The following is a 24,869-nucleotide window of genomic DNA, read 5'->3' as shown; positions in this document are numbered from 1 at the left end:
TGATGGAGGATTATCTGAAGTTCATCGCGAATCGTCGGTTGTCGCAGATTGGGTTGAAGGAAGAGTACCCAGGGACGACTAACCCGTTCCCGTGGATGAGCGAGATTATGGACTTGAAGAAAGAGAAGAATTTCTTTGAGACTCGGGTGATTGAGTATCAGACGGGTGGGGCGTTGAGCTGGGATTGATCCAGAGCCAAGCAACACAGAGAAGCCCTGACTTGTTCAGGGCTTTTTAATGCCCAGTGGATTGAATACCACCAAACAGTCATAGGCCATGCCCTGTTAGTTAATAAGTCGGGCGAAGCCTTAAAGTGGGCATACTGGCGGAAGCTCACCCATCAATTCCGAATAAAACAGCGAATTTACTGACCTAGGTGCCCGTCGCATCCGACCAACACGTAGGAAATTTCGTAGACTCAATAGTGGCTACTCAGTATCGTCCGAGGGTTTTCTACCCTCGGCGGCTGTATGGATACGCAAAAAGTTAATACCGGATGGAGCGACGCGGAGCTTGAAGCTTCCGTGGATGCTTATCTCAAAATGTTGAAGCTGGAGGACGCTGGCCAGCCGTACAAAAAATCGGTCGAACATGCCCTTTTACGCACTGGCCCGCTAAGCGCTAGGTCCTCAGCGTCAGTCGACTATCGCATGCGCAACATTTCCGCCGTGTTTGAGACGTTGAATCAGAAGCCGATTGCTGGTTATACCGCTGCAAATAATGTCGGCTCTAGAATCGTCTCTCGTATCATCCGAATACTCGCGCAGCGGGGCATCGTTGAATCTCAAGACAACGCCCCAACTTTTGATGAAGTGCTACTGGAACGGCGTGCAGCAAAGCTTCAAAGCAAACCTATCAAGACCAAACCAGAAGGCATTGCTACTCCCCATCAGGTCAGTACCACCAGCACATCCTACGTACGAGCCCCGGAAGTACGTGCGTGGGTACGTCAGCAAGCGGCAGGTATTTGCGAGGGTTGCGGGTTGTCCGCGCCGTTTAAGCTGGACGACGGCCAGCCATTTCTTGAAGTACATCACGTCAAGCACCTGGCCCAGAAGGGTTCGGATCGCATCACCAATGCTGTAGCCTTGTGCCCCAATTGCCATCAGCGTTGTCACCGGTCGAGTGATCGGGAGGCTTTCACCGAGGAGCTTTACGCCAAAATCGGAAGATTGGCACGGGAGTAGACTCCTGCTGTCACACCTGATGCACGTTCAAAACTATTAGATAGGACCGAGGCCAACCCGTGACCCAAGACATGCTCGAAGCCGGCCCCGTAGACGCCAAAGTACTCTCTGTCTTTGACTTCGACGGCACCCTCACCCACCACGACAGTTTCGTGCCCTTCCTCAAGTTTGCCTTTGGCACCGGTGAGTTCTATGGCCGGATGGTCAAGCTGGCGGTGCCGGGGCTGCGCTTTTTGGTGCGGCAGATCAGCCGGGATGAGTTGAAGGCGCAGTTGATCCGCACCTTTATGACCGGGGTGGAGAAGGCGTGGGTGCAGCAGAAGGCCGAGGAGTATTGCCAGCGCAACTGGGCGCGGTTGATGCGTCCGGCGGGGGTGTTGTCGGTGGAGCAGGAGTTGGGCTCGGGGGCGGTGGTGACGCTGTGTTCGGCGTCGCCGGCGTTGGTGTTGCAGCCGTTTGCCGATCGGCTGGGGATCAAGTTGATCGGGACTGAGCTTGAGGTGGTCGACGGGGTGCTGACCGGCAAGCTCACCGGCAATAATTGCCGCTGTGAGAACAAAGTGCTGCGGCTTGAGGCGGTGTATGGCGACCTCGGGGAGTATCGGCTGCGGGCCTGGGGCGATACGCGTGGCGATCGGGAGTTGCTGGCGGCGGCGCAGGATGCGCATTTTCGGCATTTTCATGCCAAGAAGAAAAAGCGCGCTCGGTTGCAGCGCTGATGCCGGTGATGGGGTTGGCCGTCAGACCGGGTCGCCCCCCCTTGGCTGCCTCGCTGGGGCTTGAGAGCTCCCACGGATTGATGTGAGCGCAGGCTTGGCCAGATTCGGCGCCGTAGCCGCTGATATTTGCGTAGTATCGCGCTATTCCACTCACGGACCCGAGCCCCATGAAATTCGACACGGCCTACAGCCTGAGTCTCGATGACAAGCTGTCGATCTACGACGTGCGAGACCTGAATTTCGACGAAACCACCGCTTACGATTCGGAACAGGACAGTTTCCTGTGCCCTGACGATGCCTGCCGCGCGGCGTTCGATGCGCGCAATGCGTTGAGCACCTTCAACGCGAAAAACGTCAACTATGTGCGTACACCGCACTTCAAGAACAAGACCAGCACCCTGCACATCGAGGGTTGTCGCTACGCCACCACGCACAAAGCCGCTGCCGGCGAACACGACGACGAGCGCGAAGACCACTTCCCGTCGGAATTTGTTTTGGTACGCCGTACCTACAAGCGCAAAACGCCGATTGCCGGGGTGGACGCCGTTATTAGCCCACAAGGTCCAGCGAAAATTCTGTCAGGCAGCCCCAGTGCCTCGGTGGCCTTCAGCGATAGCCCCCCGGATAAAACCAGCGTGTTTGCTCACCCGGTGGAATGCTACGTCTCCAATATCGACGACAAGGACAGGCTCAAGCGCATGCCGCTGAAGATCGGCGAGCACACAGCAACCTATTGGACGTTTTTCAAGAAAATCGAATACCTGCAAGACAACAAGGGCCTGATCTACTGGGGCAGAATCAAGGCGATCAAGGACTACACCAGCAGCTTTCGCATCGACTTCGAAAAGAAGGTATGGCTCGACAGGAAGCCCTACTCGGTCAACGTCTACCTGAGCAAAAAACTCATTGAGAACTACCGCAAGCGCACGGCGTTCCTGGAGCAGATCAAGGCCGCGGTGGACAGCGAACGCGCGTTGTATTGCTTCTTCTACGGTGTGACGCCTGAACTGAAACAGGTACCCAGCAAGAAGCATCCCGAGCAGACGTTCGGGGTGTTCAGCGCGAATATCGAGAACCTGGATCATCTGATTATTCGAGAGGCGCCGGGGGTGGAGTGACGGGTGGCTGAAAAGCCCTCAAAAAAATCCAGTTGATGAGCGGTCAAAACAACTGTACAAAAACACAGTATAGTTTGTCCTCCCCGTCGAACCCTGGAGAAACCCCATGTCCTCTCTGGCAATGAGCTCTTTCGTAGAACAGCAGATCGTCCTGCACCAATTCACCGCCAAACACAGCGTACAGGCCCGGGTCATGCTGGGTTGGAGCCAGGAAGACCTGGCGCGTCAGGCCGGCGTGGCTGTCACGTTGGTACGGCAGTTTGAAGGCCAGGGCGATGTCGATGATCAAACCCGTTTGAGCCTGGCATTTCGGTTGGAAGCGGAAGGTCTGGTGTTTTTCCCAGGGTTCGCGCCGGGGTGGGGCATGAGCGCTCGCCGATTCAGCAGCACCGCCAGCGAGCCCGTTACACAGGGGGTTATCTCTCGGCTGATGGGCTCGACAGCGCTCTCCATTGAGTCATCAGGCTCGCTACCCAATGGTGCGTAGCGTCCGGGTCCGCGCCCTCAACCAGCGGTTCAGCCAGGGCTGGCCCCTCGATGGTGGCGCCGGCGCCTGCGGTACTCAGGATGCGGATGTTAGAGGCCGTGCCCCGCGTGCGTCAGGCGACAGGTAACTCTGTATCCCTGCACGAGCGCCGCAAGCGCGTCCTTGGACCACCGCGCGCCGTAGAACCATAGCGTCGTGCCATCCCCCAATGGCTCACCCAGCCTTGGGTAACCGTGCCAGCAAGCCGAATGGAACGCCGCACTCCGGCTGTCCGATACCAGGGCATCCAGTTGATGGTCATTGAGCAAGTCATCGATTTCATTACGGGCGTGCAGGTTGAACTGCAGGGTTTCATCAAGCGAGCGCGCAAAGACCGGCACCAGATGTGCCCCGGCTTGCCGCAGGACGTTTAGCGCACGAATGAAGCACGCACGGTGCTCAATGGAGCCGAGATCATATCGGTCGGCAAAGCCCACACGCTTGCCAGCCAATACCTTGGCGGCAGTCAGGGTGCTGTTGTTCTGTACCAGGGGTACCTCCACCATCACCGGCCCCCGAGGCTCGATCCCGCCTGAAGCAATGAGCGACAACGCAGGGTCACGCACAGGCTTCAGCGAGAGCGCCGGTGCGTCATAGCCGGGTATGGGCGTACCTTTCTCGGGTAGAAGTCGAGGATGGGGCGCGCTCCCAAAATCAATGCTGGACGGGCTTGCAGAGCGCGAGGCGACGAGCGATGAGCAGGCTGGATCGCGTGCCGGCCCCCATTCCGCCGGGCATACCAACCCCAATGTCCAATGTGTAGTGCATTTTCCGGCCATCAGGACCGCCCCTGAACAGTAATTTTCCGGGGATCATCGCACCCTTCACTGACGCCTGTCGCAGCCCTGAAACAGCTTGAAAACTCCTTTTTCCGACACCTCGGCCTTCAACTCACGAGTTGCTCCTGTGTGCCCTCACCCTGGGTTTCCACCTCCAACCACCAGGCATGCCCGCGCTCAGGCTGGCTCAGGCTGAACGCCTGGCCCATCGGCGGTGTGGTAATCGACACATTACGTTCCCACGCCAGCGCCATGATGCGGTCAAACGGTTCGTGCCAGGCATGGAACGCCAGGTCGAAAGTGCCATTGTGAATCGGCAGCAGCCAACGCCCTTTAAGGTCGATATGCGCCTGTAAGGTTTGCTCCGGCTGCATGTGCACATGGGGCCAGTCGACGTTATAGGCGCCGGTTTCCATCAGCGTCAGGTCGAACGGGCCGTACTGTTCACCGATGCGTTTGAAGCCATCGAAATAACCGGTATCACCACTGAAAAATATCCGCCGCGCACCGTCAACTATCACCCAGGAACACCACAGCGTCTGGTTGGCATCAAACAGCCCACGCCCGGAAAAGTGCTGCGCAGGCGTCGCGACAAAACGGATGCCGTCCACCTCGGTGCCCTGCCACCAATCCAGTTGACGCACCTTGCTGGCCTCCACGCCCCATTTGACCAGGATGTCGCCCACGCCCAACGGGGCAAGAAAATAACGGGTCTTGGCGGCCAACTGGACGACAGCCTTGCGATCAAGATGATCGTAATGGTTGTGGGAAAGAATCACCGCCTCCAGGGGCGGCAGCGCTTCAAGACTGATCGGCGGCTCATGAAAGCGTTTAGGCCCAGCCCAACTGAACGGCGAAGCGCGCTCGGCAAACACGGGGTCGGTCACCCAGAATTTGCCGCGCATTTTCAACAGTACGGTGGAATGCCCAAGGCGAAACACGCTGTGATCCGGCGCTGCCAGCAGCTGTTCGCGCGTCAGCGGTTGCACCGGGATCGTCCCTACCGGCCGTGTGCTGCGCGGTTTGTTGAACAGCATGTTCCAGAAAATACGTAAGGTTTTGCCAAAGCCGCCGTGCTGCACAGGGGCCTCATTACTGAAGGGCGACTTGCCCTGCTCGGCAGTAGATGACGCGTCGACACGGGATGAGACGATGGCCATTGCAAAGTGACTCCTACGGTCCGCAGAAAAACTACACTGCACAGTGTAGTTTCAAGATTGCAACAAAATCCGGAGCAAGTAAACTACCGAGTGTAATTTTCCTTCAAGAGCCGAACGCCACCCATGACTGCCCCTCAACGCCTCACCGACCGCAAACGTCAAGCCATCGTGGCTGCGGCCATCGCTGAGTTTCGCGATAACGGTTTCGAGGTCACCAGCATGGACAAAATCGCCGCCACTGCCGGGGTGTCCAAGCGTACGGTGTACAACCACTTCCCCAGCAAGGAAGAATTGTTTGCCGAAATTCTTCATCAGCTCTGGGCCAGCAGCGTCGCGCAACTGGACGTTAACTACGCCAGCGACCGCCCCCTGCGCGAGCAGTTACGTGGGCTATTGCAGGCCAAGATGAAGATGATGTCGGACGCTAACTTTCTGGACCTGGCCCGCGTGGCTATCGCCGCCACCATCCATTCGCCGGAACGTGCCCAAGACATGGTCACCCGCCTGAGCCAACGCGAAGAAGGCTTCACCCAATGGGTACGCGCGGCCCAGGAAGACGGCCGCCTGTCCTGCACCGACCCGGCATTTGCCGCGCACCAGATCCAGAGCCTGCTCAAGGCGTTTGCGTTCTGGCCACAGATCACGCTGGGTCAACCAACCCTCGATGCGGCCAACCAGGCCAGTGTGATCGAGTCCGCCATCGACCTGTTCCTGGCCGGTTACGAAGTCTCGCGCCCTCAGCCCCAGTAACACCCTGTTGCGTGCGCGACATTTCAGGTCGCTTTTGACGCTTTCGCCCTGTCATTTGCGCAAATGGCCTCTAAGGACACTGATTAATACCCCGCCGATCACTGACAATATTCACCGGGATTATCCGATCAACGGCTAATCCAACGCGCGCGTACCGCCGTACAGGTAAAAAGCAGTTGAACCGGACATTTATGGAAAACAGACAAGGCAAAGGGCTTTCGTTTGCCAGGCGTATCTACAGGCCAAGAATCATCGGCGCCGCCATGTGCAGCATCGGTGTGACTGCGGCCCTGTATCCGTTGGCGATGCCGGACTGGGTCTGGGCCTTGCTGCTGGTCAATGGTTTTGTCTGGCCCCACTTGGCGTATCAACTGGCAACCCGCGCCAAAGTCCCCTACGACGCCGAACAGCGCAACCTGATGTATGACGCGTTATTCAGCGGGTTCTGGGCTGCGACCTTGCAGTTTACGCCGCTCATCACGGTGACCCTGCTGTCGATGGTGTCGATGAACAACGTCGCCGCTGGCGGCAAGCACCTGCTGTTACGCGGTGCACTGGCCCAACTGCTCGGCGTCGGGGTCGCGGGGTTGCTGTTTGGTGTGCACTTGAACCCCAGCGTCAACATGGCGCAGGTTTACGCGTGCCTGCCAATGCTCACCCTCTACCCGATGGCCATCGGCATGGTCTGCTATCAATTGGCGATCAAACTGTCGGAACACAAGCGCGCCCTCAGCGCCTTGAGTCGTATCGACAGCCTGACCGGCCTGCTCAACCACGGCTCTTGGAAGGACCTGTTGCAGCTCAAGTACCATGAGTGCCAGCAGCAGCGAAGCAGTGCCACCATTGCGCTGATCGATATTGATCACTTCAAACAGATCAACGACACCCACGGCCATATTGTCGGTGACGCCGTGCTACGCCAACTGAGCCTGGAGCTGCGACGCAACCTGCGGCAAAACGATCTGGCCGGCCGTTACGGCGGTGACGAGTTTTGTGTGATTCTTCCGCAAATGCGCCTGGAAGAAGCCGCGCGCATCATGGAAGGCATGCGTGAAACCTTCAGCAATTACCGCGCGCCCCATATCCCGGAGCTGCGCGTGAGCCTGAGCATCGGCCTGGCGGATTTCCAGCCCGCCTTCACCGACGCGGCCATGTGGCTCAATGCGGCGGATCGGGCCCTGTATGCCGCCAAACATACGGGTCGGAACCGGGTCAACCTCAGTGACACGCGGGTTGCCCAGTTCGCATGAATTTGCCCTGATGCACATCGCCTGAACCGTCCGCCCTGCCCTCGACAATAGCAAAATGCCGCCACTGGTCGCCTACCCAAAAAAGGTCCTCCTCCCGGAGCGAACTTCTTGTCAGGCTGATCACTCTGAACCCGTTGTTCCCCCCTCTGTCAGCACCAGGAAGTCTGACAATGAGCATGCCAACCGTGAGGCCCAGCGCCTACGGGGGTACGCGAATAATCAGGGATACCTCATACGCTTGCTTGTCCGAGCCCGCGAACATGCTATTCAACGCGCATAAAAAAACCATCAGCACGCTGCAACACACCCTTGCCCAACAGACAGGCCTGCTGGACGCCATCGAGCGCTCCATGGCTGTGATCGAATTTGATCTGCAAGGCCATGTGCTGCGCGCCAATGACAACTTCCTGAACACCCTGGGTTACCGCGCCGAGCAAGTCCTTGGCCAGCCCCACCGTATGTTCTGTACGCCTGCATTCGCCCGCAGTGCCGAGTACAACCAACTGTGGTCGAACCTGCGCAACGGCCAATTTCAATCAGGGACGTTCGAACGCGTGGGCCACCAGGGTCAGTCAGTGTGGCTGGAAGCCAGCTACAACCCGGTACGTGACTTTACGGGCCAGGTGGTCAAGGTGGTGAAGTACGCCATGGATGTCACCCCGCGCCTGCAAGCCGAAAGCGAAGCCAACGCCAAACTTCAAGCGATTGGCCGGGCGATGGCGGTAATCGAGTTCAACCTCGACGGCACCATCATCACCGCCAATGCCAATTTCCTGCAGCGCATGGGCTACAGCCTTGCGCAGATCCAAGGCAAGCATCACCGTTTGTTCTGCCCGCCGGAGCTGGTCAACAGCACGGCCTATAAGGAGTTCTGGCAGCGCCTGAACCAGGGCGAGCTGTTCAGCGGCCAGTTCGAACGCGTGGATAAAAACGGTCATACGGTCTGGCTCGAAGCCAACTACAACCCGGTGTACGACGCCAGCGGCCAGCTGTGCAAAGTGGTCAAATTCGCCTCTGACGTGACCGCAAGCGTGCAACAGCACGCGGCCGATGCTGCCAGCGCGGCGCAGGCGTACCACATTTCCCTGAGTACCCGGGACATCGCCGAAAAAGGCGCCGAGGTGATCCAGCAGAGTGCCAACGGCATGCGCGAAATTGCCGCCGACATCGACGGTTCATCGCAACTTATCGCCAAATTGGGTGAGCGATCACAGCAGATCACCACCATCGTCAACACCATTCGCGGCATTGCCGACCAGACCAATCTGTTGGCGCTCAACGCAGCAATCGAGGCCGCACGCGCCGGTGAGCAAGGACGCGGATTTGCCGTGGTGGCCGACGAAGTCCGGCAATTGGCGGCACGCACCAGCGGCTCAACGGCGGAAATTTCCAGCATGATCGCGATGATCCAGAACGAAACCCGCTTGGCCATCGAGAGCATGGACGGCACCCGCGACCGCGCCGCCCAAGGGGTGGATCTGGCCAATCGGGTCGGCAGTGTGATTCTGCAGATTCGCGAGGGCACCAGCGAGGCGGTACAGGCGGTGAGTGCGTTTGCCAGTGAGCGCGCCGGGCGCTAAGCAGGTTACGGGTTATTCATGGGTAAGACAGGTCGCCAGGGTTATAGTCAATCCCTGTCTTAACGATGATGACCCGAGCCCGCCATGCACTCAGAAAAGCCCGACACAGCGCCCGTTGACCACCTGCGCTTCCACCGCGCCCATGCCCATTTGGCGCCCACCTTCGGCAACGACACCTTTGCGCTCAAGGCCGAAGCGTTCGCCCGTTTCTTCGGCACGCCGACCTTCCTCGGCGCGCAAACCGCCATCGTGGTGCTGTGGGTGGCACTGAACGCCACCGGCATCACCCACTTCGACGTGTACCCGTTCATCCTGCTCAACCTGGCCTTCAGCCTGCAATCGGCCTATGCCGCACCGTTGATCCTGCTGGCCCAGACCCGGCAAGCGGCACGGGACAAGGCCCAGTCAGACGCCGACGCGCAACACCGCGAGGCCCTGGCCATCGCCAATACCGAACGCCAGGCCCAGGCCGCGCAGACCACCAGACAGCTGCTGGAACTGCTCGAACAAAACACCCGGCTCACAGAGATGACCAAACAACTGACGGAACACATCGAAACCCTGACGTGTGAAATGCATGAGCATTTTGTGAGAAAAACCTGAAGCCCAGGTCGGTGGAGTGCGCCCTAAACGCTCATTTATTCAACAGGCGCACATGCCGTCCCAGTTCATCAAACAACGTCACCACCGAGCGTAACGCCCGGCAGTCGGGACGCGTGAGCAACCACAGCGCCGTGTCGTGCCCTGCCAATGCCGGCCCCAGCGGTTGCAGGGCGTCATCCAACAAAAAGTCGGGCAACGCCGCCACGCCGAGCCCGGCCCGCACCAGTTCGGTCACCGACAACATGCTGTTGCAACGATAGCCAGGGCGCACGCCCGGCAGGTGTTCGCGGCGCCAGGCGACGGTGGGGTGGTCGGGCAGGAAATCATCCGGGGCGATCCAGGCCAACTCAGCCAGCTCGCGATCGGCATGGCGCCGGGCATAGTCGGCATTGGCACACACGACGTATGACACAGTGCCGAGGCAGCGTCCTACAAGATGCTCCGGTGGCGTCTTGGTCAAGCGCAGGGCGATATCCGCATCGCGACGGCTGAGGTTAGCGAAATCATTGGAGGTACTCAGCTCCAGCGTGAGCGCCGGGTACTGTGGCATAAAGTGCGCCAGCGCCGGCAGCAGCAGGCCTTGCAACACCGAGTCGGTGCAGGTCAGGCGCACCGTGCCGCTGATCACTTCACCCCCCTGCTCCACGCCAATGCGCGCCGCTTCCAGGGCCTGTTCGGCACGCTCGGCCTGTTGCGCCAGGTCTCTGGCCAGGCTGGTGGGCAGGTAACCGGCGCGGCTTTTTTCAAACAGCGTCTGGCCCAGCGCCGCTTCCAGACGCCGCACCGCGCGGAACACTGTGGACACATCCACCCGCAGCAACGCCGCGGCCCGCGCCAGACTGGCGCCCCGCACCAGGGCGAGGATCAGCGCCAGGTCGGCATACTCCAGTGAATAGTGCGTGGTTGCATTGAGCATATGGGCAAACGCCAATATTGATTGCGTGAACGCCAATCTATAGTGCTACCCAGCCCCCCACAAGCCATGGACCGCATACGATGAACACCCGCCCCCTGCAGCTCGCCCTGATCGGCGATTACAACCCTGACGTCACCGCCCACCAGGCCATACCGGTCGCCTTAACGCTGGCCGCCGACAACCTGGACCTGAGCATTCAGGTGCACTGGCTCGACACCGATACACTGCCCCCGTCCCTGCATGAGTTCGACGGTTTCTGGTGCGTGCCCGCCAGCCCCTACCGTGATCCCGACGGCGCACTGCGCGCGATCCGGTTTGCCCGCGAACACAAGCGACCGTTCCTCGGCACCTGCGGCGGTTTTCAACATGCGGTGCTCGAATATGCCCGCAACGTGCTGGGCTGGGCCGATGCCGAACATGGCGAGCTGGCACCCGACGCTGAACGCGCGGTGATCACCCCCCTGAGCTGCGCGCTGGTGGAAGCGAGCGACACGGTGCGTCTGGTGCCTTACACGCGCATCGCCGAGGCCTACGGTACGCTCACTATTGAGGAAGGCTATCGCTGCCGTTATGGCATGAACCCCGCGTTTGCCGACGCGTTGCTCGAGGGCGATGTGATACCCAGCGGCTACGATGCGGCAGGTGACCTGCGGGCGATTGAGTGGTTGGATCATCCGTTCTTTGTCGCCACCTTGTTCCAACCCGAGCGTGCGGCGCTCAAGGGCATCACCCCCCCCCTGGCGATCGCCTGGCTCAAGGCCTGCCAGGGGCAAGCGGTATGATCGCCACAACGCCGGCCCCGCCTTATTACGCGGTGATTTTCAGCTCACTGCGCACCGAAGGTGATCAGGGTTACGCCGAAGCCGCCACGCGTATGCTGGCGCTGGCACGCGAGCAGCCTGGGTTTCTCGGGGTGGAATCGGCACGGGAGGATGGGTTGGGGATTACCGTGTCGTACTGGAGCAGCGAAGCGGCGATCCTGGCCTGGAAGCAACAGGCCGAGCACCAGGCGGTGCGCGAGCAAGGCCGCGCTACCTGGTACTCGGCGTTTCATACACGGGTGTGCAAGGTGCAGAGGGCTTATGGCTTTGCCCACTGAGCGCAATGTCAACTCACCAGACTGCGCAACGCACTGATCTGCGGGATCTCCACCCGGCGCATATACACGCGCAGCGGTTCGGTGATGTTGATCCGGTCGTCGATGTTCTGGTCCAGCAGCAACTGGATACGCTCGCGGGACAGGGTCATGGTTTGCTCGGGAGCCGGCAGCCAGACGAATTCGGCGGTAGGGATAATGCCGTCATCGGCCACGTCCATACCGAAAGAATCTTCGCTGAAACGCACGATGTACTGGCCGGTCTTGCGGTTAAGGCCCACAAACCCGTGGAGTGCGTCGGCGGCCTGGCAGATAAGCTCGGAGGTGATGCGCATGGTAAACCTCACTGAAAAGTCCCACTGGGACTGGAAAGATGGTTTACACGCGTGGCGAAAAGTACCGCCCTCTGATGGGGCGGCTGCGCTCAAGAGTACTGCAATGCCTGGCAAAAAAACCGAAAAAATTGGCGCCTGCGCACGTTAATGTCGGTTTGGTGATAGCGCCTTTGGCAATCAATTGTTAAAAAGGAGGCCTTCTCAAAGCTACCTCCACGAAAGGACTTCGCATATGCCTGTCACGTTTACCAAGAGCGCCTTGCTGCTGGCTCTGATGCTCGGCCTTGGCCAGGCGCAGGCGGCCGACCCGATCAGCCCGGCTGAATTGGCAACTAACGAAGGCATCCCGTACCCCGCCGTGATCGCGCACCGAGGCGCCTCGTACGATGCTCCGGAATCCACCGCCGCTGCCTATAAGGTCGCGCGCGACCTGGGCGCCGACTACCTGGAGCTGGACCTGCAACGCAGCAAGGACGGCGTGCTGTTCGCCCTGCACGACAACAACCTGCAACGTACCACCGACGTGGCCACCAAGTTCCCTGAGCGCAAAGATGCGCCGGCCAACGAATTCACCTGGAAAGAATTGCAAACCCTCGACGCCGGCAGTTGGTTCAACGCCGCCTACCCGGACCGCGCACGCCCGGGTTTCGTCGGCCTGAAGATCCTCAGCCTGGACGACATCATCAAGATCGCCGAAGGCAACCCCGAGCACAAACCCGGGCTGTACATCGAAACCAAAGAACCCAAGCAATTCCCCGGCATCGAAGCCGACCTGAAAAACAAGCTGCTGGACAAAGGCTGGCTGAGCTCCGCCGGTTCCAAGCTGGGCAAGAGCAAGACCGGCGTCGGCCAGGGTAAAGGCCGCGTCGTGCTGCAAACCTTTGAAACCGCGAGCCTCGAAGCGCTGCAAAAAGAGATGCCCAACACCCCGAAAATTCTGCTGTTGTGGGTGGGCGAAGGCAGCATCGAACCGAAATCCAAGCAGACCTTCGCCGAGTCCGGCGAGCCGACCAAGGCCGCCTACTACGCCAAGCAAGAGCCGAAAGACGCCGCCGAATTCGAGAAGTGGGTCGACGAAGCAAAGCGCCTCGGCGCCATCGGCACCGGCCCGTCAGCAGAACTGACAGACCATGGCGACCAGAGCTACTCCGACCTGGTCAAGCCTGAGATGAACAAGCTGACCCACGACAAAGGCTTGCTCGTTCATGTCTATACCGTGGATGAGCCGGTGGATTTTGAAAAAGTGATGAACGCCGGCGTCGACGGCATCTTCACCAACCGCGCCGCCGAACTGCTGAAGTTCTACAAGCGCTGGCCGTCGTCGAGCGTGCAGGATTTGCTCAACGACTATAAATACTGAGTGAGACGGCCGCTGATCTCAGTGCGCCATTAAGGATGAATTAAGTTGCGCTGGTTAATCTGGCGCCACTTAAACAGCTCACCAAAGAAGGACACACCATGAAAACTTTGACCGCTTTGTTCACTGCCGCTGCCCTGACCCTGACTGCCGGCCTGGCCCAGGCTGATGTTCGTCCGGACCAGATCGAAGGCCTGCTCAAGTCCGGCGCCGTGATGCCTTTCGACAAGCTCAACGCCGCCGCCGTCAACCTGCACAAGGGCGCCACCATCACCGACACCGAGTTGGACACTAAACACGGTATGGCTAATGAATATGTCTACGAAGTCGATCTGACCGACACCGCAGGCAAGAAGTTTGAAGTCAAGCTCGACGCCAAAACCGGCGCTGTGCTGGAAAACAAGCAAGACACCTGAGTTAAATCTCTAAAAAAACCGCGTCACCTTCGGGTGACGCGGTTTTTTTATGGGTACCGTTAAACCGTCACATAACCGTCATATCGGCTTGCAATGATTCGCCCACGCGATCCTGTGAAACGTCCTACAGGCGCTTTCTCTGCGAGCCTCCATGAACCACAGCATTGACCACAGCCATCAGGATTCCGATCTGTTTGGCCTGCTTTACGGTTTTCGTTTTCGCGCCGGTGAAAAAGGCGAACAGCTTGATTCGGCCGCGGCGCTGGCGGCATTGAAAGGACCACAAGACCCGCAAGAGTTTTTGTGGCTGCACCTGAACCTGGCCCACGCCGCCTGCGAGCGCTGGATGCAGGCGCATCTGGATCTGCCGGAAGAATTCTTCGAAGCCCTGCACGAGGGCTCGCGCTCCACGCGTATCGAACATGTCGATTCGGCCTTGCTGGCCGTGGTCAACGACGTAGTGTTCAACTTCAACAGCATGGTCTCGTCGGATATTTCCACGCTGTGGGTGTGCGCCCGCAGCCACTTGTTGATCAGCGCACGCCTGCAACCCCTGCACTCCGTGGACAAATTGCGTTCCTCGGTCAAAGCCGGCGAACGCTTTCGCTCGCCCCTGGAGTTGCTGGTGCATTTGCTGCGCGACCAGGGCGAAGTGCTGACGCAGATCGTGCGCAAGACCAGCATCAGCGTCGACCACATCGAAGACCAGTTGCTGTCTTCGCGCCTGTCCACCAACCGCGCCGAACTGGGGGCCGCCCGTCGTGTGCTGGTGCGCCTGCAACGCCTGCTGGCGCTGGAGCCGGGTTCACTGTTGCGCCTGCTCAACCGCCCACCGCAATGGCTGCAAAAGGAAGACGTGAAAGAACTGCGCAAATCCACTGAAGAGTTTGCGCTGATCATCAACGACCTCACGGCCCTGGGCGAACGCATCAAGCTGTTGCAGGAAGAGATTGCCGCCAACCTCAACGAACAAAGCAACCGCACACTGTTCACCCTCACGGTGGTCACAGTGCTGGCGTTGCCGATCAACATCATCGCCGGTTTTTTCGGCATGAACGTCGGCGGCGTACCGCTTTCCCAGGACCCTGAAGGCTTCTGGATTCTGGTGGCATTGGTGGCGACCTTCACCCTGATTGCCGGGCGCTGGGCCTTTCGCAAGCGCAGGGATTACTGACCAGCGGCGCGCTCAATCACCCAAAGACTGACATAGGGCAGCATCTTTGTAACATTCTGCAATGACTATGAACGACATCCTTCATTATCTGGATGCTCCGGCATGGCCACCCCGTCACTCACCGCCTCCACCCACACCTCACACGCTGATCCCACCCCCAGGCTGGACAAAAAACCCAGCCTGGTGACGGTGATCATTTTCTTCGCCGTATTGGCCATGGGCCTGTTGTTCACCGCCTACAGCCTGATGCACGACATGAAAGAACTGGGCACGGTGGTCACCACCTGGACGCCGTTCCTGCTGCTGGGCGTGGCACTGCTGATCGCCCTGGGTTTCGAGTTCGTCAACGGTTTCCACGACACCGCCAACGCGGTGGCAACGGTGATTTACACCAACTCGCTGCCGCCGCATTTTGCGGTGGTGTGGTCGGGCTTCTTCAATTTTCTCGGTGTGTTGCTGTCCAGCGGCGCGGTGGCGTTCGGCATCATCGCCCTGCTGCCGGTGGAGTTGATTCTGCAGGTGGGTTCCTCGGCCGGTTTCGCCATGATCTTCGCCCTGCTGATCGCCGCGATCCTGTGGAACCTGGGCACTTGGTGGCTGGGGCTGCCGGCGTCGTCGTCCCACACACTGATCGGTTCGATCATCGGCGTGGGCGTGGCAAACGCCTTGATGCACGGGCGTGATGGCACCAGCGGCGTGGATTGGAGCCAGGCAATCAAGATCGGTTATGCGCTGCTGCTGTCGCCGCTGATCGGTTTCGCGTTTGCCGCAATGTTGCTGCTGGCCCTGCGCGCCTTTGTGAAGAACCGCGCCCTGTACAAAGCCCCCAAAGGCAACAGCCCGCCGCCGTGGTGGATCCGCGGCATGCTGATCGCCACCTGCACCGGCGTGTCGTTTGCCCATGGCTCCAACGATGGGCAAAAAGGCATGGGCCTGATCATGCTGATTCTGGTCGGCACTCTGCCGATGGCCTATGCGCTGAACCGCACCATGCCCGCCGAGCAGTCGTTGCAGTTTGCGGCGGTGGCCGAAGTGACCCAGGTGGCGCTGATGAAAACCGCGCCACAGGCATTGCCGGGTGACCCGCGACCGATCCTGTCGACTTATGTGCGCACCAAAGAACCGACCCCGCAACTGGTGCCGGCCCTCGCCTCGCTGACCGGCCATATCGGTGAAGAAGTCAAAGGTTACGGCTCGCTGGCCAAAGTGCCCGCCGAAGCCGTCGGCAACGTGCGTAACGACATGTACCTGACCAGCGAAACCATTCGCCTGATGGACAAAGGCAAGGTCGGCAATTTTGACGCCGACACCCAAAGCAAGCTGCAACTGTTCAAGCAGCAGATCGACGACGCCACGCGCTTTATTCCGCTGTGGGTCAAGATCGCCGTGGCCATCGCCCTGGGGCTGGGAACCATGGTCGGCTGGAAGCGCATCGTCGTGACAGTCGGCGAGAAAATCGGCAAGACCCACATGACTTACGCCCAAGGCGCTGCGGCGGAAACCGTGGCGATGCTGACCATCGGCGCGGCGGATATGTATGGATTGCCGGTGTCGACCACCCACGTGTTGTCCTCCGGCGTGGCGGGGACCATGGTGGCCAATGGCGCGGGCTTGCAGATGCGCACCATCCGTAATCTGTTGATGGCCTGGGTGCTGACCTTGCCGGCGGCGATTGTGTTATCCGGCAGCCTCTACTGGCTGTTCACTAAACTCTTCTGACGCGACACCGATTGAACAGATGGGAGGGGCTCGCCGCCTCCCACTTGCGAAACGGGCATTAATGGTTGAACAGCGCAGTCATTGCCTTGAGCCGTTTTTTGTACACCCGCCGCGCCTCCAGCGCCTGCTCCAACGTCACCGCCACAAACCCCGCCCGCTGGTTCGGCTGCATCTGCCCGATCAAGTCCAGGTCGGCACTGATCACGGTGCCGATCATCGCGTAGCCACCGCCTGACACCGCATCGCGATGCAACACAATCGGCTCCAACCCCGCCGGCACCTGGATCGAACCGATGGGGTAGCAACTGTCGACGATATTGGAAGGGTCCGACCCTGCACCGAACGGCTGTTCCCGCGGCTCGAAGCTCAACGCGCTGCCGCCCTTGAAGCGATAACCGATGCGGTCCGCTTCGGAACCAACGGTCCACGGTTCGGCGAAAAAGCTGCTTTTAGCCGCAGCCGTCAGGCGCTCGTAATACAGACCGGGGACGACACGCAGGGTGATATCGCCGCCCACCGAACGGCGCAACGCCATCGGCAGACTGTTGCCGGCCCGCCCCTGCCCGCTGGGTTCGCCGAGGGGCAACTCGTCGCCCTCTTGCAAGCGCCGCCCGTGAAACCCGCCGAGTGCACCGAGGGTGTACGTGGAGCGGCTGCCGAGCACCAGCGGCACGTCGATACCGCCGGCCACGGCGAGGTAGGTGCGCGCGCCGGCCTTGGGAAACTCAAAACGCAGCACCTGCCCGGCACGCACATGGAAGGCGGTGTCCTGGTGCACCACTTCACCGTCCAGGCGCGGCGACATTAACGCGCCGCTCACGGCTACCAGCGCATCCTGCTGGAACTCCAACTCAGGCCCGATCAAGGTGCATTCCAGCCCCGCCGCGCCAGGCGGGTTGCCCACCAGGTGGTTGGCCGCGCTCAACGCGTACTGGTCCAAGGCCCCCGAAGGCGGAATGCCCAAGTGGTAATAGCCTTCGCGGCCGAGGTCCTGCACCGAGGTGGCGAGGCCGGGTTTGAGGACCTTGATCATGCCAGCGCCTCCTGCAGGGTTTTCGGATAGCCGATGGGATCGGCGAGAAACGCATCGAGGGAAAATTCCACCGGGCGGATGCGCAGGTCGAAACGTCCGGCGTCCACCTCGGCCACCGCCAAATCGTATGCATCGCGCTCTATGGGTTTGAACTGCACGATGTCACCGGGGCGAAAGAACACCATGTGCTCCTTGAGGTAGGCCAACTGCTGCGCCGGGTCGTAGATCGGGGCCGGGGTCACGCCGAACATCTGGTAACCACCGGCGCCGCGCACCGAGTAGATGCAGCCGAAACAGCCGCCGTGGCCGAGGGTGAGTTTGGGCGTGTCGGTGCGTGGACGCAGGTACTTGGGCACCTGCAATTGCCGCGCGCGTTCGACCATCTGGAACATGAACGGCAGGCCCGCCACAAACCCGACCATCGACACAAACCACGGCGCGCCGCTGTGGGCGGCGATAAACGCGTCCACATCGGCCAGGCCGTTGATGCGCGCGGCGTACTCCAGGTCGGTGCCGCCGGGGTCCTGATGGCGGTCGCGAAAACGCATCAGGGTTTCGTGGGTCCAGGGGTCGTTATAGAGCACCGGGATTTCGATGATGCGCGTGTGCAAGGTGCGTTCGGCCACGGCCTGGGCTTCGGCGCCTTGCACGGCGTCGAGCAGCACATGGGGCGCGATCCGGTCGGGGTCGAAGCGGATCTGGAACGAGGCATTGGCCAGGCACACATCCAGCACACCGTCCAACGCCAGGCGTTCCACCGCACGGGTCACCGCCATGCCCTTGAAGAAGGCCTGCAGCGACATGCTGTCGCTGACCTCGGCGAACAGGTGTTCATCGCCGCCGAAGCTGTAGCGGATGGGGGACGTTTCAGCCATGTCTGTTCCTCTTGGAATCGTTATAGAAAGGCAGGCAAAAAAGTAATGAGGTGATCTTATTGGGGTGTTCTTACCAGGATGCCCGCCAGGTCCAACGCCTCGCGGGTCGCCTCCACCAGTTCCAGGGCACCAGGGGTGTCGCTGTGCAGGCAGATGGAGTCAAATTCGATAAACAGGTCTTCACCTTCCACGGTGCGCACCAGCCCAGTCTGACAAGCCCGTAGGACACGCGCCGCCACCGTTGCAGGATCCAGCGCACGCACCTGGCGGGTAAACACGATTGAGCCCGTCAGGTCGTATTCACGGTCGGCATAAAACTCGCGCACCACCGGTTGCCCCAGCTCTTTGGCGACCCGCCAGATCACCGAATCTGGCATGCAGTACAGCAACAGCGTCGGCTCGATGAGTTGCAGGTTTTGCACCAGCAGTCGCGCGGCTTCTTCGTCGCGGGCCAGGTGCATGTAGAGCGCACCGTGGGGCTTGATGTGTTGCAGGGTCAGGCCTTGGGCACGGGCGATCTCACGCAGCGCGCCGAGCTGGTAGAGCATGTCGTCCACCAGTTCCTGGGCCGGCGCATTGATATGCCGACGGCCGAACCCCACCAGGTCACGAAAGCCTGGATGCGCGCCAATGGCCACGCCCAACTGCTTGGCACGCGCCACGGTGCGGCGCATGGTGCCGGGGTCGCCGGCGTGAAAGCCGGTGGCGATATTCGCCGAGCTGATGTAGGCCATCAGTTCCGCGTCGACGCCATCGCCGATGGTCCAGGGGCCGAAGCCTTCGCCCATGTCCGAGTTGAAATCCACTGCCTGCATCGAAGTCGCTCCGCCCAAGGTGATGTAAGAAAAGTAGGCTGCGTCTTGACCCCTTGGGAAGATCTATTATCAGATGGGCCTTCTTCTGAAAATCAGATACGCCTACCGATTGGAGAGGCCGATGTCCCTGACCTTGCGTCAAGTGCGCTACTTTGTCGCCACCGCCGAGATCGGCCAGATTTCCCAGGCGGCAATCCACCTGAACATTTCCCAGTCGGCCGTGACCACGGCGATCAAGGAGCTGGAGGCGATGCTCGGCGTGCAGCTGTTTGTGCGCTCGGCCCAGGGCATGAGCCTGACCGACGCCGGACGGCATTTTCTCAATCGGGCCTACGTGATCGTGCGCAGTGTCGACGACGCCTTGAACAGCCCGTTGCCCGACCACCGCGCCAGCGGCGTGCTGCGCCTGGCGGCCAGTTACACGGTGTTGGGTTATTTCCTGCCGCACCACTTGCAACGCCTGGAGCACTGGCACCCGGACGTGAGCATCGAGGTGTTCGAGCAAGAGCGTCAGGCCATCGAACAGGGCTTGCTCGACGGGCAGTTCGACATGGCGGTGGTGCTCACCGCCAACCTCAAGCACCCCGATATCGTCTCTGAAATTCTGTTCAACTCCGAGCGCCGCCTGTGGCTGCCCAGCCATCACCCGTTGTGCGAACGCGGCGCCGTGAGCCTGGCGGACGTGGCGCAGCAGCCCTACATCCTGCTCACCGTCGACGAGGCCGAACACAGCGCCATGCGTTACTGGGAACAGGCCGGGCAGACGCCGGATGTGCGCCTGCGCACCAGCTCGGTGGAGGCGGTGCGCAGCATGGTTGCCAATGGCAGCGGAGTGGCGATTCTGTCGGACCTGGTACACCGGCCCTGGTCACTGGAAGGCAAGCGCATCGAAACCCTGACTGTCACCGACCCGGTCACGCCCATGAGCGTGGGCCTGGCCTGGCACCGCGAGCGCGCCTTTACCCCGGCGATGCAGGCGTTTCGCGATTACTTCCACGATGCATTCCTGGCGCCGCAGCAGTTGTCGGCCAGGCGTTAAAGCTGGGTTTGCAAGGTGTCGGCCAGCCACTCCATAAACACCCGCACCCGCAGCGGTAGATGCCGTTGCCCGGCGTACAGCAACGACACGTCCAGCGGCGGTGCCGGGTAGTCCGGCAGGACCGCGACCAACTCACCGCTGGCCAACTCATCGCCAATGCCCAACGCCGGTACCTGAATGATCCCGAAGCCACCCAGGCACGCCGACTTATACGCGTCGGTGCTGCTGACCGTGACGCGCCCGGCCATGGTGATGCGTTGCACCTTGTTGCCCAGCATGTATTCGAACCCCGGCGAGCGTGAGCCCAACGGCCGCACGTAATGCACCAGATGGTGATTGGCCAGGTCGGCCAGTGTGTGCGGCACGCCGAAGCGTTGCAGGTAGGTGGCGCTGACGCAGTTGATCATCGGCATGCTGCACAGCCACCGCGCTACCACGGTTTGATCAGGCTGCGCGCCCACGCGCAACACACAATCGAAGCCTTCGGCGAGCAGGTCGACCTGGCGGTCGGTGGTGCTGATCTCCAGCTCAATCAGCGGGTGGGCATCCATGAACTGCGGCAGGCGCGGCAGGATCAGGTCCCGTGCCATGACGTTGGACATGTCCACCCGAATGCGCCCGGACAGCTGGGCTTCATCCTGGCGAAACATGCCTTCCAGTTCTTCCATATGGGCCAGCAAGTCCTTGCTGCGCTCATACAACACGCGACCGTCCTGGGTGGCCTGCACCTTGCGCGTGGTGCGCTGCAACAGGCGTGCGCCGAGCAGTTCCTCCAGCGCCCGGACATGTTCGGACACCGTGGAGCGCGGCAGGCCCAGGCTCTCACCGGCCTGGGTAAAACTCGACAGTTCGGTCACGCGCACGAAGGTGCGCAGCAGCTCAAGTTTGTTCATGGGATTGTTCGCCTTATCCGGCCAGTGATTCCGGTATGGCCCTGTTTATCACGTTGTGAGCGGACAAATACACTCAATCCCACACTGACAACCGAAGAGGACTGCACCATGACCCGTAAAATCGCACTCATCACCGGCGCCAGCCGTGGCTTGGGCAAAAGCGCCGCGCTGCACCTGGCTGCACAAGGCGTGGACATCATCGGCACTTACCACAGCAAGGCCGACGAGGCGCAGGCCGTGGTGGCCCAGATCGAACAACTTGGGGGCCGCGCCGCGATGCTGCACCTGGACGTGAGCCAAAGCGCGACGTTCGACGCTTTCGTCGGCAATGTCGCTGACGTGCTCACGGAAGTCTTCGCACAGGATCGCTTGGATTTTCTGATCAACAACGCCGGGATCGGTATTCATGCCAGCTTTGCCGAAACCACCGAAGCCCAGTTCGACCAATTGGTCGCGATCCAATTCAAGGGCCCGTTTTTCCTGACTCAGAAGCTCTTGCCGCTGATCCGCGACGGTGGCCGCATCCTTAACGTCTCCAGCGGTCTGACCCGGTTCAGCCTGCCCGGTTATGCGGCGTATGCGGCGATGAAAGGCGCGATGGAAGTGCTGACCCGCTACCAGGCCAAGGAGTTGGGCGGGCGTGGCATCAGCGTCAACACCCTGGCCCCCGGCGCCATTGAAACCGACTTCGGCGGCGGCGCCGTACGCGACAATGCCGACCTCAATACCATGGTGGCCAACAACACCGCCCTGGGCCGTGTCGGTTTACCGGAGGATATCGGTGGTGCGATCGCCGCGCTGCTGGCCGACGGCAGCCACTGGATCACCGGCCAGCGTATCGAGGCTTCGGGCGGCATGTTTTTGTAAGAGCTTTTCGCGCAGTACGTCATAGCCCCAGTGATAGACATAGGTGTACGGCAAAAAGAACAGCAGTACGCCGATGTCGAGGATAAACGCCTGCAACAGGCTGACGTTAAGCCATGCCGCGATCAACGGCACGCACACCAGGATCAGCCCGCCTTCGAACAGGAGGGCGTGGAGTATCCGGGTCCGGGCGTTGTCGGCCAGTTGCAGGCGCACCTTGAGGCGGTCGAACAGGCCGTTGAAGATCACGTTCCAGGTCAATGCCATAAGGCTGATCGCCAGGGTGACCATGCCCATTTCCAGGGCCGGTTTATCCATGATCCACGCCAGTAATGGGGTGCAGATCAACAAGGCCAGGGCTTCGAAACCGATGGCCTGGCCGACGCGTTCAGTGATGGATTTGGTCGGGCTCATGCGCCGTCTCCGCAGGTGATGATGGTTGCCATCATTACCCTTTGACTCGATACTTCATAACCAATAACCATCGATCAAGGCGATAGTCATGGCGTCTCATGAAGTGCTGCAGGCGTTTGTCCAGGCGGCCACACAGGGTTCGTTTTCCGCCGCCGCACGTAAATTAGGCAAAAGCCAGTCGACCGTCAGCGCGGCCGTGGCAAGCCTGGAAATCGACCTGGATGTGGTGCTGTTCGACCGCAGCAGCCGCAAACCCACGCTCACCCCCGCCGGCCATGTCTTGCTGCAACGCGCCGAGCAGGTACTGGAGGCCAGCAACCGTCTGGCGCTGGCTGCAAGCCAGTTGGCTCAGGGCCTGGAGCCGAAGCTGACCATCGCGATGTCGGACACCTACCAGTCCGACCGCTTCGAGGTCGCCCTGCGCTGCTTCGATGAGCGCTACCCGGACCTGGAACTCGAATGCCTGATCGCCGAATGCGAAGACCTGATCGCCCTGGTGCAAAGTGGTCGGGCGCAGATTGCGTTTATTGAGCAACAGAACGTTTATCCAGCGGACCTGACTGCGGCGACCGTGGACGAACACACGGAAATTGCGCTGTTCGCGTCGCCGAAACACCCCTTGGCAGCGCTCAAGTCCATCACCGCGCACGCTCTGCAACAACACCGCGAACTGCGCCTGGCCAGCATCATCAACCCCAATGAAATCCGCGCCAATGGCCGGGTCTGGTCGGCGCCCAGTTATTTGATGTTGCTGGAAATGGCTCAGTTGGGTTTCGGCTGGGCGCCTATTCCGCGCTGGCTGGCGGAGCGCTTTGGTGGCGGGCAACTGGTCGAACTCAAGGTGCGTGGCTGGCCGCGTTCGGTGGCCGTCGACGCCCTGTGGTCACGGCACCACCCGCCAGGGCCGGCGGGCAGTTGGTTGCTGGGCAAGATGTTGGAATAACTGAACATCACACCTGTGATGCACATCGGTTGATGGGCAGAGTCCCTCTTCAACTCGCCCGCCCCTGGGGCAAACCCGATAGACTGCGCGCTACTTGCAGCCCTTCGGACACCCCGATGCACACCCGCCTTGTCCCTTACGAGACGCTGACTGCCGTGCAGCAACAGCAGCTCAGCGCCCTCGAAGTTCACCCGGAGCAGTTGCCGTTTTGCGGCGATATGTACTGCGCGCTCAATGCGCTGTTGGCCAGGCCGAACCCCAGCGTCAAGGGCTTTGCCTTGCTGGCCGATGACACGCCGGTAGCTTTCCTCCTGCTCAAACGAGCGCCATGCCTGCCCCACTGGGCCGATGAACACAGCGCCACGCTGCATGCCTTGCAAGTGGATCGGCGGCAACAGGGCCGTGGGTTCGGTAAAGCGTGCATGCAGGCGTTGCCGCTGGCGACGCTTGAAGCGTGGCCGCAGATCAAGGGATTGGAACTGTCGGTGGACGCGGACAATGTCGCGGCGATGGGCTTGTATCTGGGCGCGGGCTGGCAGGACTGCGGCGAGGCGTATAAGGGGCGGGTTGGCTATGAGCGCAGGTTGAGCCGGGCCCTCACGCCCACGGGGTGAATGTCACGTAAACATAAGGTTTACAGGCCCGCCTCTGTTTACGTGACACTGGCCGCGGGCTCAGCCTCTTTCGCCAACCGGCAGCCAGATCTCCACCGTTCCGGTGCCCTTCCTCGAGTCAAAGTCAGCGCTATAGCGCTCGAAATCCGCGCCCATCACTTTGTAGCCCGAGTGCGGCAGCCATTCGAACATGATGCGTTCGTAGGTCTGCTCCAACGCCTGCACCGGCCCGTAATGAGCGAATACGGCGTAGTTGAGGGGTGGAATTTCCACCCCTTCGAAGTTGCTCGGCACGTCGCTTTTGCTGGGGACTTCCACCCCTGCCATGTAGTCGAATTCGCCGTGGCCAGGGTTATGGCAGACCCCATAGGTGAAAGCGCCGACGCGTTTTTTGATGTCCTTTACGCAGGAGTCGAACAACTCCCATAACTTGGGGATATCGCCCACGGTGGCCTTTGAATAACGCCCTTGCACCCCGGCGATCACCAGGGCTTTGCCTGCTTCCATGCGTGGCTCTAACGGTTGTTTTGTCTGCTGATCCATACGAACAGTCTCCTTCTTATGAGGGAACAAACCCGCATCGAGTATAGGGGCATATCCACGCTACGTGCCCTGTAGAAAATTTTCCTACGCATCTGGACAACTGGCCATCATCGACCGTATTGTCTGCCCGCAGGCCACCGCAGTGGCCGAC

At 60.5% G+C, this 24,869-nt stretch carries 28 protein-coding genes and 1 pseudogene; 19 read left to right on the top strand and 10 right to left on the bottom strand.

Features of this window, described 5'->3' with window-relative positions; all coding sequences use genetic code 11:
• The 5 genes and pseudogenes from KZX66_RS13930 to KZX66_RS13910 all read left to right on the top strand — a co-directional run.
• A pseudogene (locus tag KZX66_RS13930) lies at nucleotides 1-188 on the top strand (ribonucleotide-diphosphate reductase subunit beta); the annotation flags it as partial.
• Between the two features lie 282 nt (nucleotides 189-470).
• Nucleotides 471-1,187 carry an HNH endonuclease gene (locus tag KZX66_RS13925; RefSeq protein ID WP_248080197.1) on the top strand — a complete coding sequence of 239 codons (717 nt, stop codon included), beginning with the start codon at nucleotides 471-473 and terminating at the stop codon, nucleotides 1,185-1,187.
• A 71-nt stretch (nucleotides 1,188-1,258) separates the two neighbouring features.
• Entirely contained in the window at nucleotides 1,259-1,906 is a 648-nt protein-coding gene (locus KZX66_RS13920) for an HAD-IB family hydrolase (protein WP_053140030.1), read from the top strand.
• 167 nt (nucleotides 1,907-2,073) lie between these two features.
• Nucleotides 2,074-3,024 carry a hypothetical protein gene (locus tag KZX66_RS13915; RefSeq protein ID WP_248080196.1) on the top strand — a complete coding sequence of 317 codons (951 nt, stop codon included), beginning with the start codon at nucleotides 2,074-2,076 and terminating at the stop codon, nucleotides 3,022-3,024.
• Between the two features lie 106 nt (nucleotides 3,025-3,130).
• Nucleotides 3,131-3,511 (top strand): helix-turn-helix transcriptional regulator, encoded by a 381-nt coding sequence (locus KZX66_RS13910; RefSeq protein WP_248080195.1) that lies wholly within the window; start codon nucleotides 3,131-3,133, stop codon nucleotides 3,509-3,511.
• Nucleotides 3,512-3,600: 89 nt separating this feature from the next.
• On the opposite strand, the gene KZX66_RS13905 is transcribed toward KZX66_RS13910, so the two are convergent.
• Nucleotides 3,601-4,056: a hypothetical protein gene (locus tag KZX66_RS13905; RefSeq protein ID WP_248080194.1), complete on the bottom strand. Its 456-nt coding sequence runs from the start codon at nucleotides 4,054-4,056 to the stop codon at nucleotides 3,601-3,603.
• Between the two features lie 380 nt (nucleotides 4,057-4,436).
• Entirely contained in the window at nucleotides 4,437-5,489 is a 1,053-nt protein-coding gene (locus tag KZX66_RS13900; protein WP_248080193.1) for an MBL fold metallo-hydrolase, read from the bottom strand.
• Between the two features lie 123 nt (nucleotides 5,490-5,612).
• Here KZX66_RS13900 and KZX66_RS13895 point away from each other — a divergent pair, with 123 nt between their 5' ends.
• The 4 genes from KZX66_RS13895 to KZX66_RS13880 all read left to right on the top strand — a co-directional run bounded on the left by KZX66_RS13895 (nucleotide 5,613) and on the right by KZX66_RS13880 (nucleotide 9,672).
• On the top strand, nucleotides 5,613-6,239 hold the full coding sequence (locus KZX66_RS13895) for a TetR/AcrR family transcriptional regulator (protein WP_248080191.1): 627 nt from the start codon (nucleotides 5,613-5,615) through the stop codon (nucleotides 6,237-6,239).
• A 191-nt stretch (nucleotides 6,240-6,430) separates the two neighbouring features.
• Nucleotides 6,431-7,489 (top strand): diguanylate cyclase, encoded by a 1,059-nt coding sequence (locus KZX66_RS13890; RefSeq protein ID WP_248080189.1) that lies wholly within the window; start codon nucleotides 6,431-6,433, stop codon nucleotides 7,487-7,489.
• 260 nt (nucleotides 7,490-7,749) lie between these two features.
• Nucleotides 7,750-9,069, top strand: a complete 1,320-nt coding sequence (locus KZX66_RS13885; protein WP_248080187.1) for a PAS domain-containing methyl-accepting chemotaxis protein — start codon at nucleotides 7,750-7,752, stop codon at nucleotides 9,067-9,069.
• Nucleotides 9,070-9,153: 84 nt separating this feature from the next.
• The gene (locus tag KZX66_RS13880; RefSeq protein ID WP_017529101.1) at nucleotides 9,154-9,672 is read left to right on the top strand and encodes a DUF1003 domain-containing protein; all 519 of its coding nucleotides are present in this window, start codon (nucleotides 9,154-9,156) and stop codon (nucleotides 9,670-9,672) included.
• Between the two features lie 31 nt (nucleotides 9,673-9,703).
• Here the strand turns inward: KZX66_RS13880 and KZX66_RS13875 are convergent, their stop codons facing one another.
• Complete coding sequence (locus KZX66_RS13875) at nucleotides 9,704-10,588, bottom strand: LysR family transcriptional regulator (protein ID WP_248080185.1); 885 nt, start codon at nucleotides 10,586-10,588, stop codon at nucleotides 9,704-9,706.
• Nucleotides 10,589-10,668: 80 nt separating this feature from the next.
• On the opposite strand from KZX66_RS13875, the gene KZX66_RS13870 reads away from it, so the two are divergent.
• On the top strand, nucleotides 10,669-11,370 hold the full coding sequence (locus KZX66_RS13870; RefSeq protein WP_248080183.1) for a CTP synthase: 702 nt from the start codon (nucleotides 10,669-10,671) through the stop codon (nucleotides 11,368-11,370).
• Nucleotides 11,367-11,687: an antibiotic biosynthesis monooxygenase gene (locus KZX66_RS13865; protein ID WP_248080181.1), complete on the top strand. Its 321-nt coding sequence runs from the start codon at nucleotides 11,367-11,369 to the stop codon at nucleotides 11,685-11,687. The genes KZX66_RS13870 and KZX66_RS13865 overlap by 4 nt, the downstream gene beginning before the upstream one ends.
• Nucleotides 11,688-11,695: 8 nt before the next feature.
• Here KZX66_RS13865 and KZX66_RS13860 read toward each other — a convergent pair whose 3' ends face one another.
• A complete protein-coding gene (locus tag KZX66_RS13860; protein WP_248080179.1) occupies nucleotides 11,696-12,019 on the bottom strand; it encodes a DUF2025 family protein in 324 nt (107 codons plus the stop codon).
• A gap of 232 nt (nucleotides 12,020-12,251) precedes the next feature.
• Between KZX66_RS13860 and KZX66_RS13855 the strand changes: the two genes are divergently transcribed.
• The 4 genes from KZX66_RS13855 to KZX66_RS13840 all read left to right on the top strand — a co-directional run bounded on the left by KZX66_RS13855 (nucleotide 12,252) and on the right by KZX66_RS13840 (nucleotide 16,685).
• Nucleotides 12,252-13,379, top strand: coding sequence for a glycerophosphodiester phosphodiesterase family protein (locus tag KZX66_RS13855; RefSeq protein WP_248080177.1), 1,128 nt, complete (start codon nucleotides 12,252-12,254; stop codon nucleotides 13,377-13,379).
• A gap of 98 nt (nucleotides 13,380-13,477) precedes the next feature.
• A complete protein-coding gene (locus tag KZX66_RS13850) occupies nucleotides 13,478-13,792 on the top strand; it encodes a PepSY domain-containing protein (protein ID WP_248080175.1) in 315 nt (104 codons plus the stop codon).
• A gap of 151 nt (nucleotides 13,793-13,943) precedes the next feature.
• A complete protein-coding gene (locus KZX66_RS13845) occupies nucleotides 13,944-14,966 on the top strand; it encodes a transporter (RefSeq protein WP_248080173.1) in 1,023 nt (340 codons plus the stop codon).
• Between the two features lie 102 nt (nucleotides 14,967-15,068).
• Nucleotides 15,069-16,685 (top strand): inorganic phosphate transporter, encoded by a 1,617-nt coding sequence (locus KZX66_RS13840; RefSeq protein ID WP_248080171.1) that lies wholly within the window; start codon nucleotides 15,069-15,071, stop codon nucleotides 16,683-16,685.
• Nucleotides 16,686-16,743: 58 nt separating this feature from the next.
• Here KZX66_RS13840 and KZX66_RS13835 read toward each other — a convergent pair whose 3' ends face one another.
• The 3 genes from KZX66_RS13835 to KZX66_RS13825 are packed head-to-tail and all read right to left on the bottom strand — an operon-like array spanning nucleotide 16,744 to nucleotide 19,408.
• A complete protein-coding gene (locus KZX66_RS13835) occupies nucleotides 16,744-17,718 on the bottom strand; it encodes a biotin-dependent carboxyltransferase family protein (RefSeq protein ID WP_248080170.1) in 975 nt (324 codons plus the stop codon).
• Nucleotides 17,715-18,593 carry an allophanate hydrolase subunit 1 gene (locus KZX66_RS13830; RefSeq protein ID WP_248080169.1) on the bottom strand — a complete coding sequence of 293 codons (879 nt, stop codon included), beginning with the start codon at nucleotides 18,591-18,593 and terminating at the stop codon, nucleotides 17,715-17,717. The genes KZX66_RS13835 and KZX66_RS13830 overlap by 4 nt, the downstream gene beginning before the upstream one ends.
• Before the next feature lie 56 nt (nucleotides 18,594-18,649).
• On the bottom strand, nucleotides 18,650-19,408 hold the full coding sequence (locus KZX66_RS13825; RefSeq protein WP_248080168.1) for a 5-oxoprolinase subunit PxpA: 759 nt from the start codon (nucleotides 19,406-19,408) through the stop codon (nucleotides 18,650-18,652).
• 121 nt (nucleotides 19,409-19,529) lie between these two features.
• Between KZX66_RS13825 and KZX66_RS13820 the strand changes: the two genes are divergently transcribed.
• Nucleotides 19,530-20,447 carry a LysR family transcriptional regulator gene (locus KZX66_RS13820; RefSeq protein ID WP_248080167.1) on the top strand — a complete coding sequence of 306 codons (918 nt, stop codon included), beginning with the start codon at nucleotides 19,530-19,532 and terminating at the stop codon, nucleotides 20,445-20,447.
• Here the strand turns inward: KZX66_RS13820 and KZX66_RS13815 are convergent.
• Nucleotides 20,444-21,340, bottom strand: coding sequence for a LysR family transcriptional regulator (locus KZX66_RS13815; protein ID WP_248080166.1), 897 nt, complete (start codon nucleotides 21,338-21,340; stop codon nucleotides 20,444-20,446). The two genes, KZX66_RS13820 and KZX66_RS13815, sit on opposite strands and share 4 nt — an antisense overlap.
• 108 nt (nucleotides 21,341-21,448) lie before the next feature.
• On the opposite strand from KZX66_RS13815, the gene KZX66_RS13810 reads away from it, so the two are divergent.
• Entirely contained in the window at nucleotides 21,449-22,207 is a 759-nt protein-coding gene (locus KZX66_RS13810; RefSeq protein ID WP_248080164.1) for an SDR family oxidoreductase, read from the top strand.
• On the opposite strand, the gene KZX66_RS13805 is transcribed toward KZX66_RS13810, so the two are convergent.
• Entirely contained in the window at nucleotides 22,106-22,618 is a 513-nt protein-coding gene (locus KZX66_RS13805; protein ID WP_248080162.1) for a multidrug/biocide efflux PACE transporter, read from the bottom strand. The genes KZX66_RS13810 and KZX66_RS13805 overlap by 102 nt on opposite strands.
• Nucleotides 22,619-22,706: 88 nt before the next feature.
• Here KZX66_RS13805 and KZX66_RS13800 point away from each other — a divergent pair, with 88 nt between their 5' ends.
• The gene (locus tag KZX66_RS13800) at nucleotides 22,707-23,561 is read left to right on the top strand and encodes a LysR family transcriptional regulator (RefSeq protein ID WP_248080160.1); all 855 of its coding nucleotides are present in this window, start codon (nucleotides 22,707-22,709) and stop codon (nucleotides 23,559-23,561) included.
• A gap of 116 nt (nucleotides 23,562-23,677) precedes the next feature.
• Nucleotides 23,678-24,175: a GNAT family N-acetyltransferase gene (locus KZX66_RS13795; protein ID WP_248080158.1), complete on the top strand. Its 498-nt coding sequence runs from the start codon at nucleotides 23,678-23,680 to the stop codon at nucleotides 24,173-24,175.
• A 60-nt stretch (nucleotides 24,176-24,235) separates the two neighbouring features.
• Here the strand turns inward: KZX66_RS13795 and KZX66_RS13790 are convergent, their stop codons facing one another.
• Entirely contained in the window at nucleotides 24,236-24,718 is a 483-nt protein-coding gene (locus tag KZX66_RS13790) for a GyrI-like domain-containing protein (RefSeq protein WP_248080156.1), read from the bottom strand.
• Nucleotides 24,719-24,869 lie beyond the last annotated feature (151 nt).

The sequence above is a fragment of the Pseudomonas sp. EYE_354 genome, from assembly GCF_023148575.1.
Classification (GTDB): Bacteria; Pseudomonadota; Gammaproteobacteria; order Pseudomonadales; family Pseudomonadaceae; genus Aquipseudomonas.
This window is presented reverse-complemented; position numbering and strand designations above follow the sequence as displayed.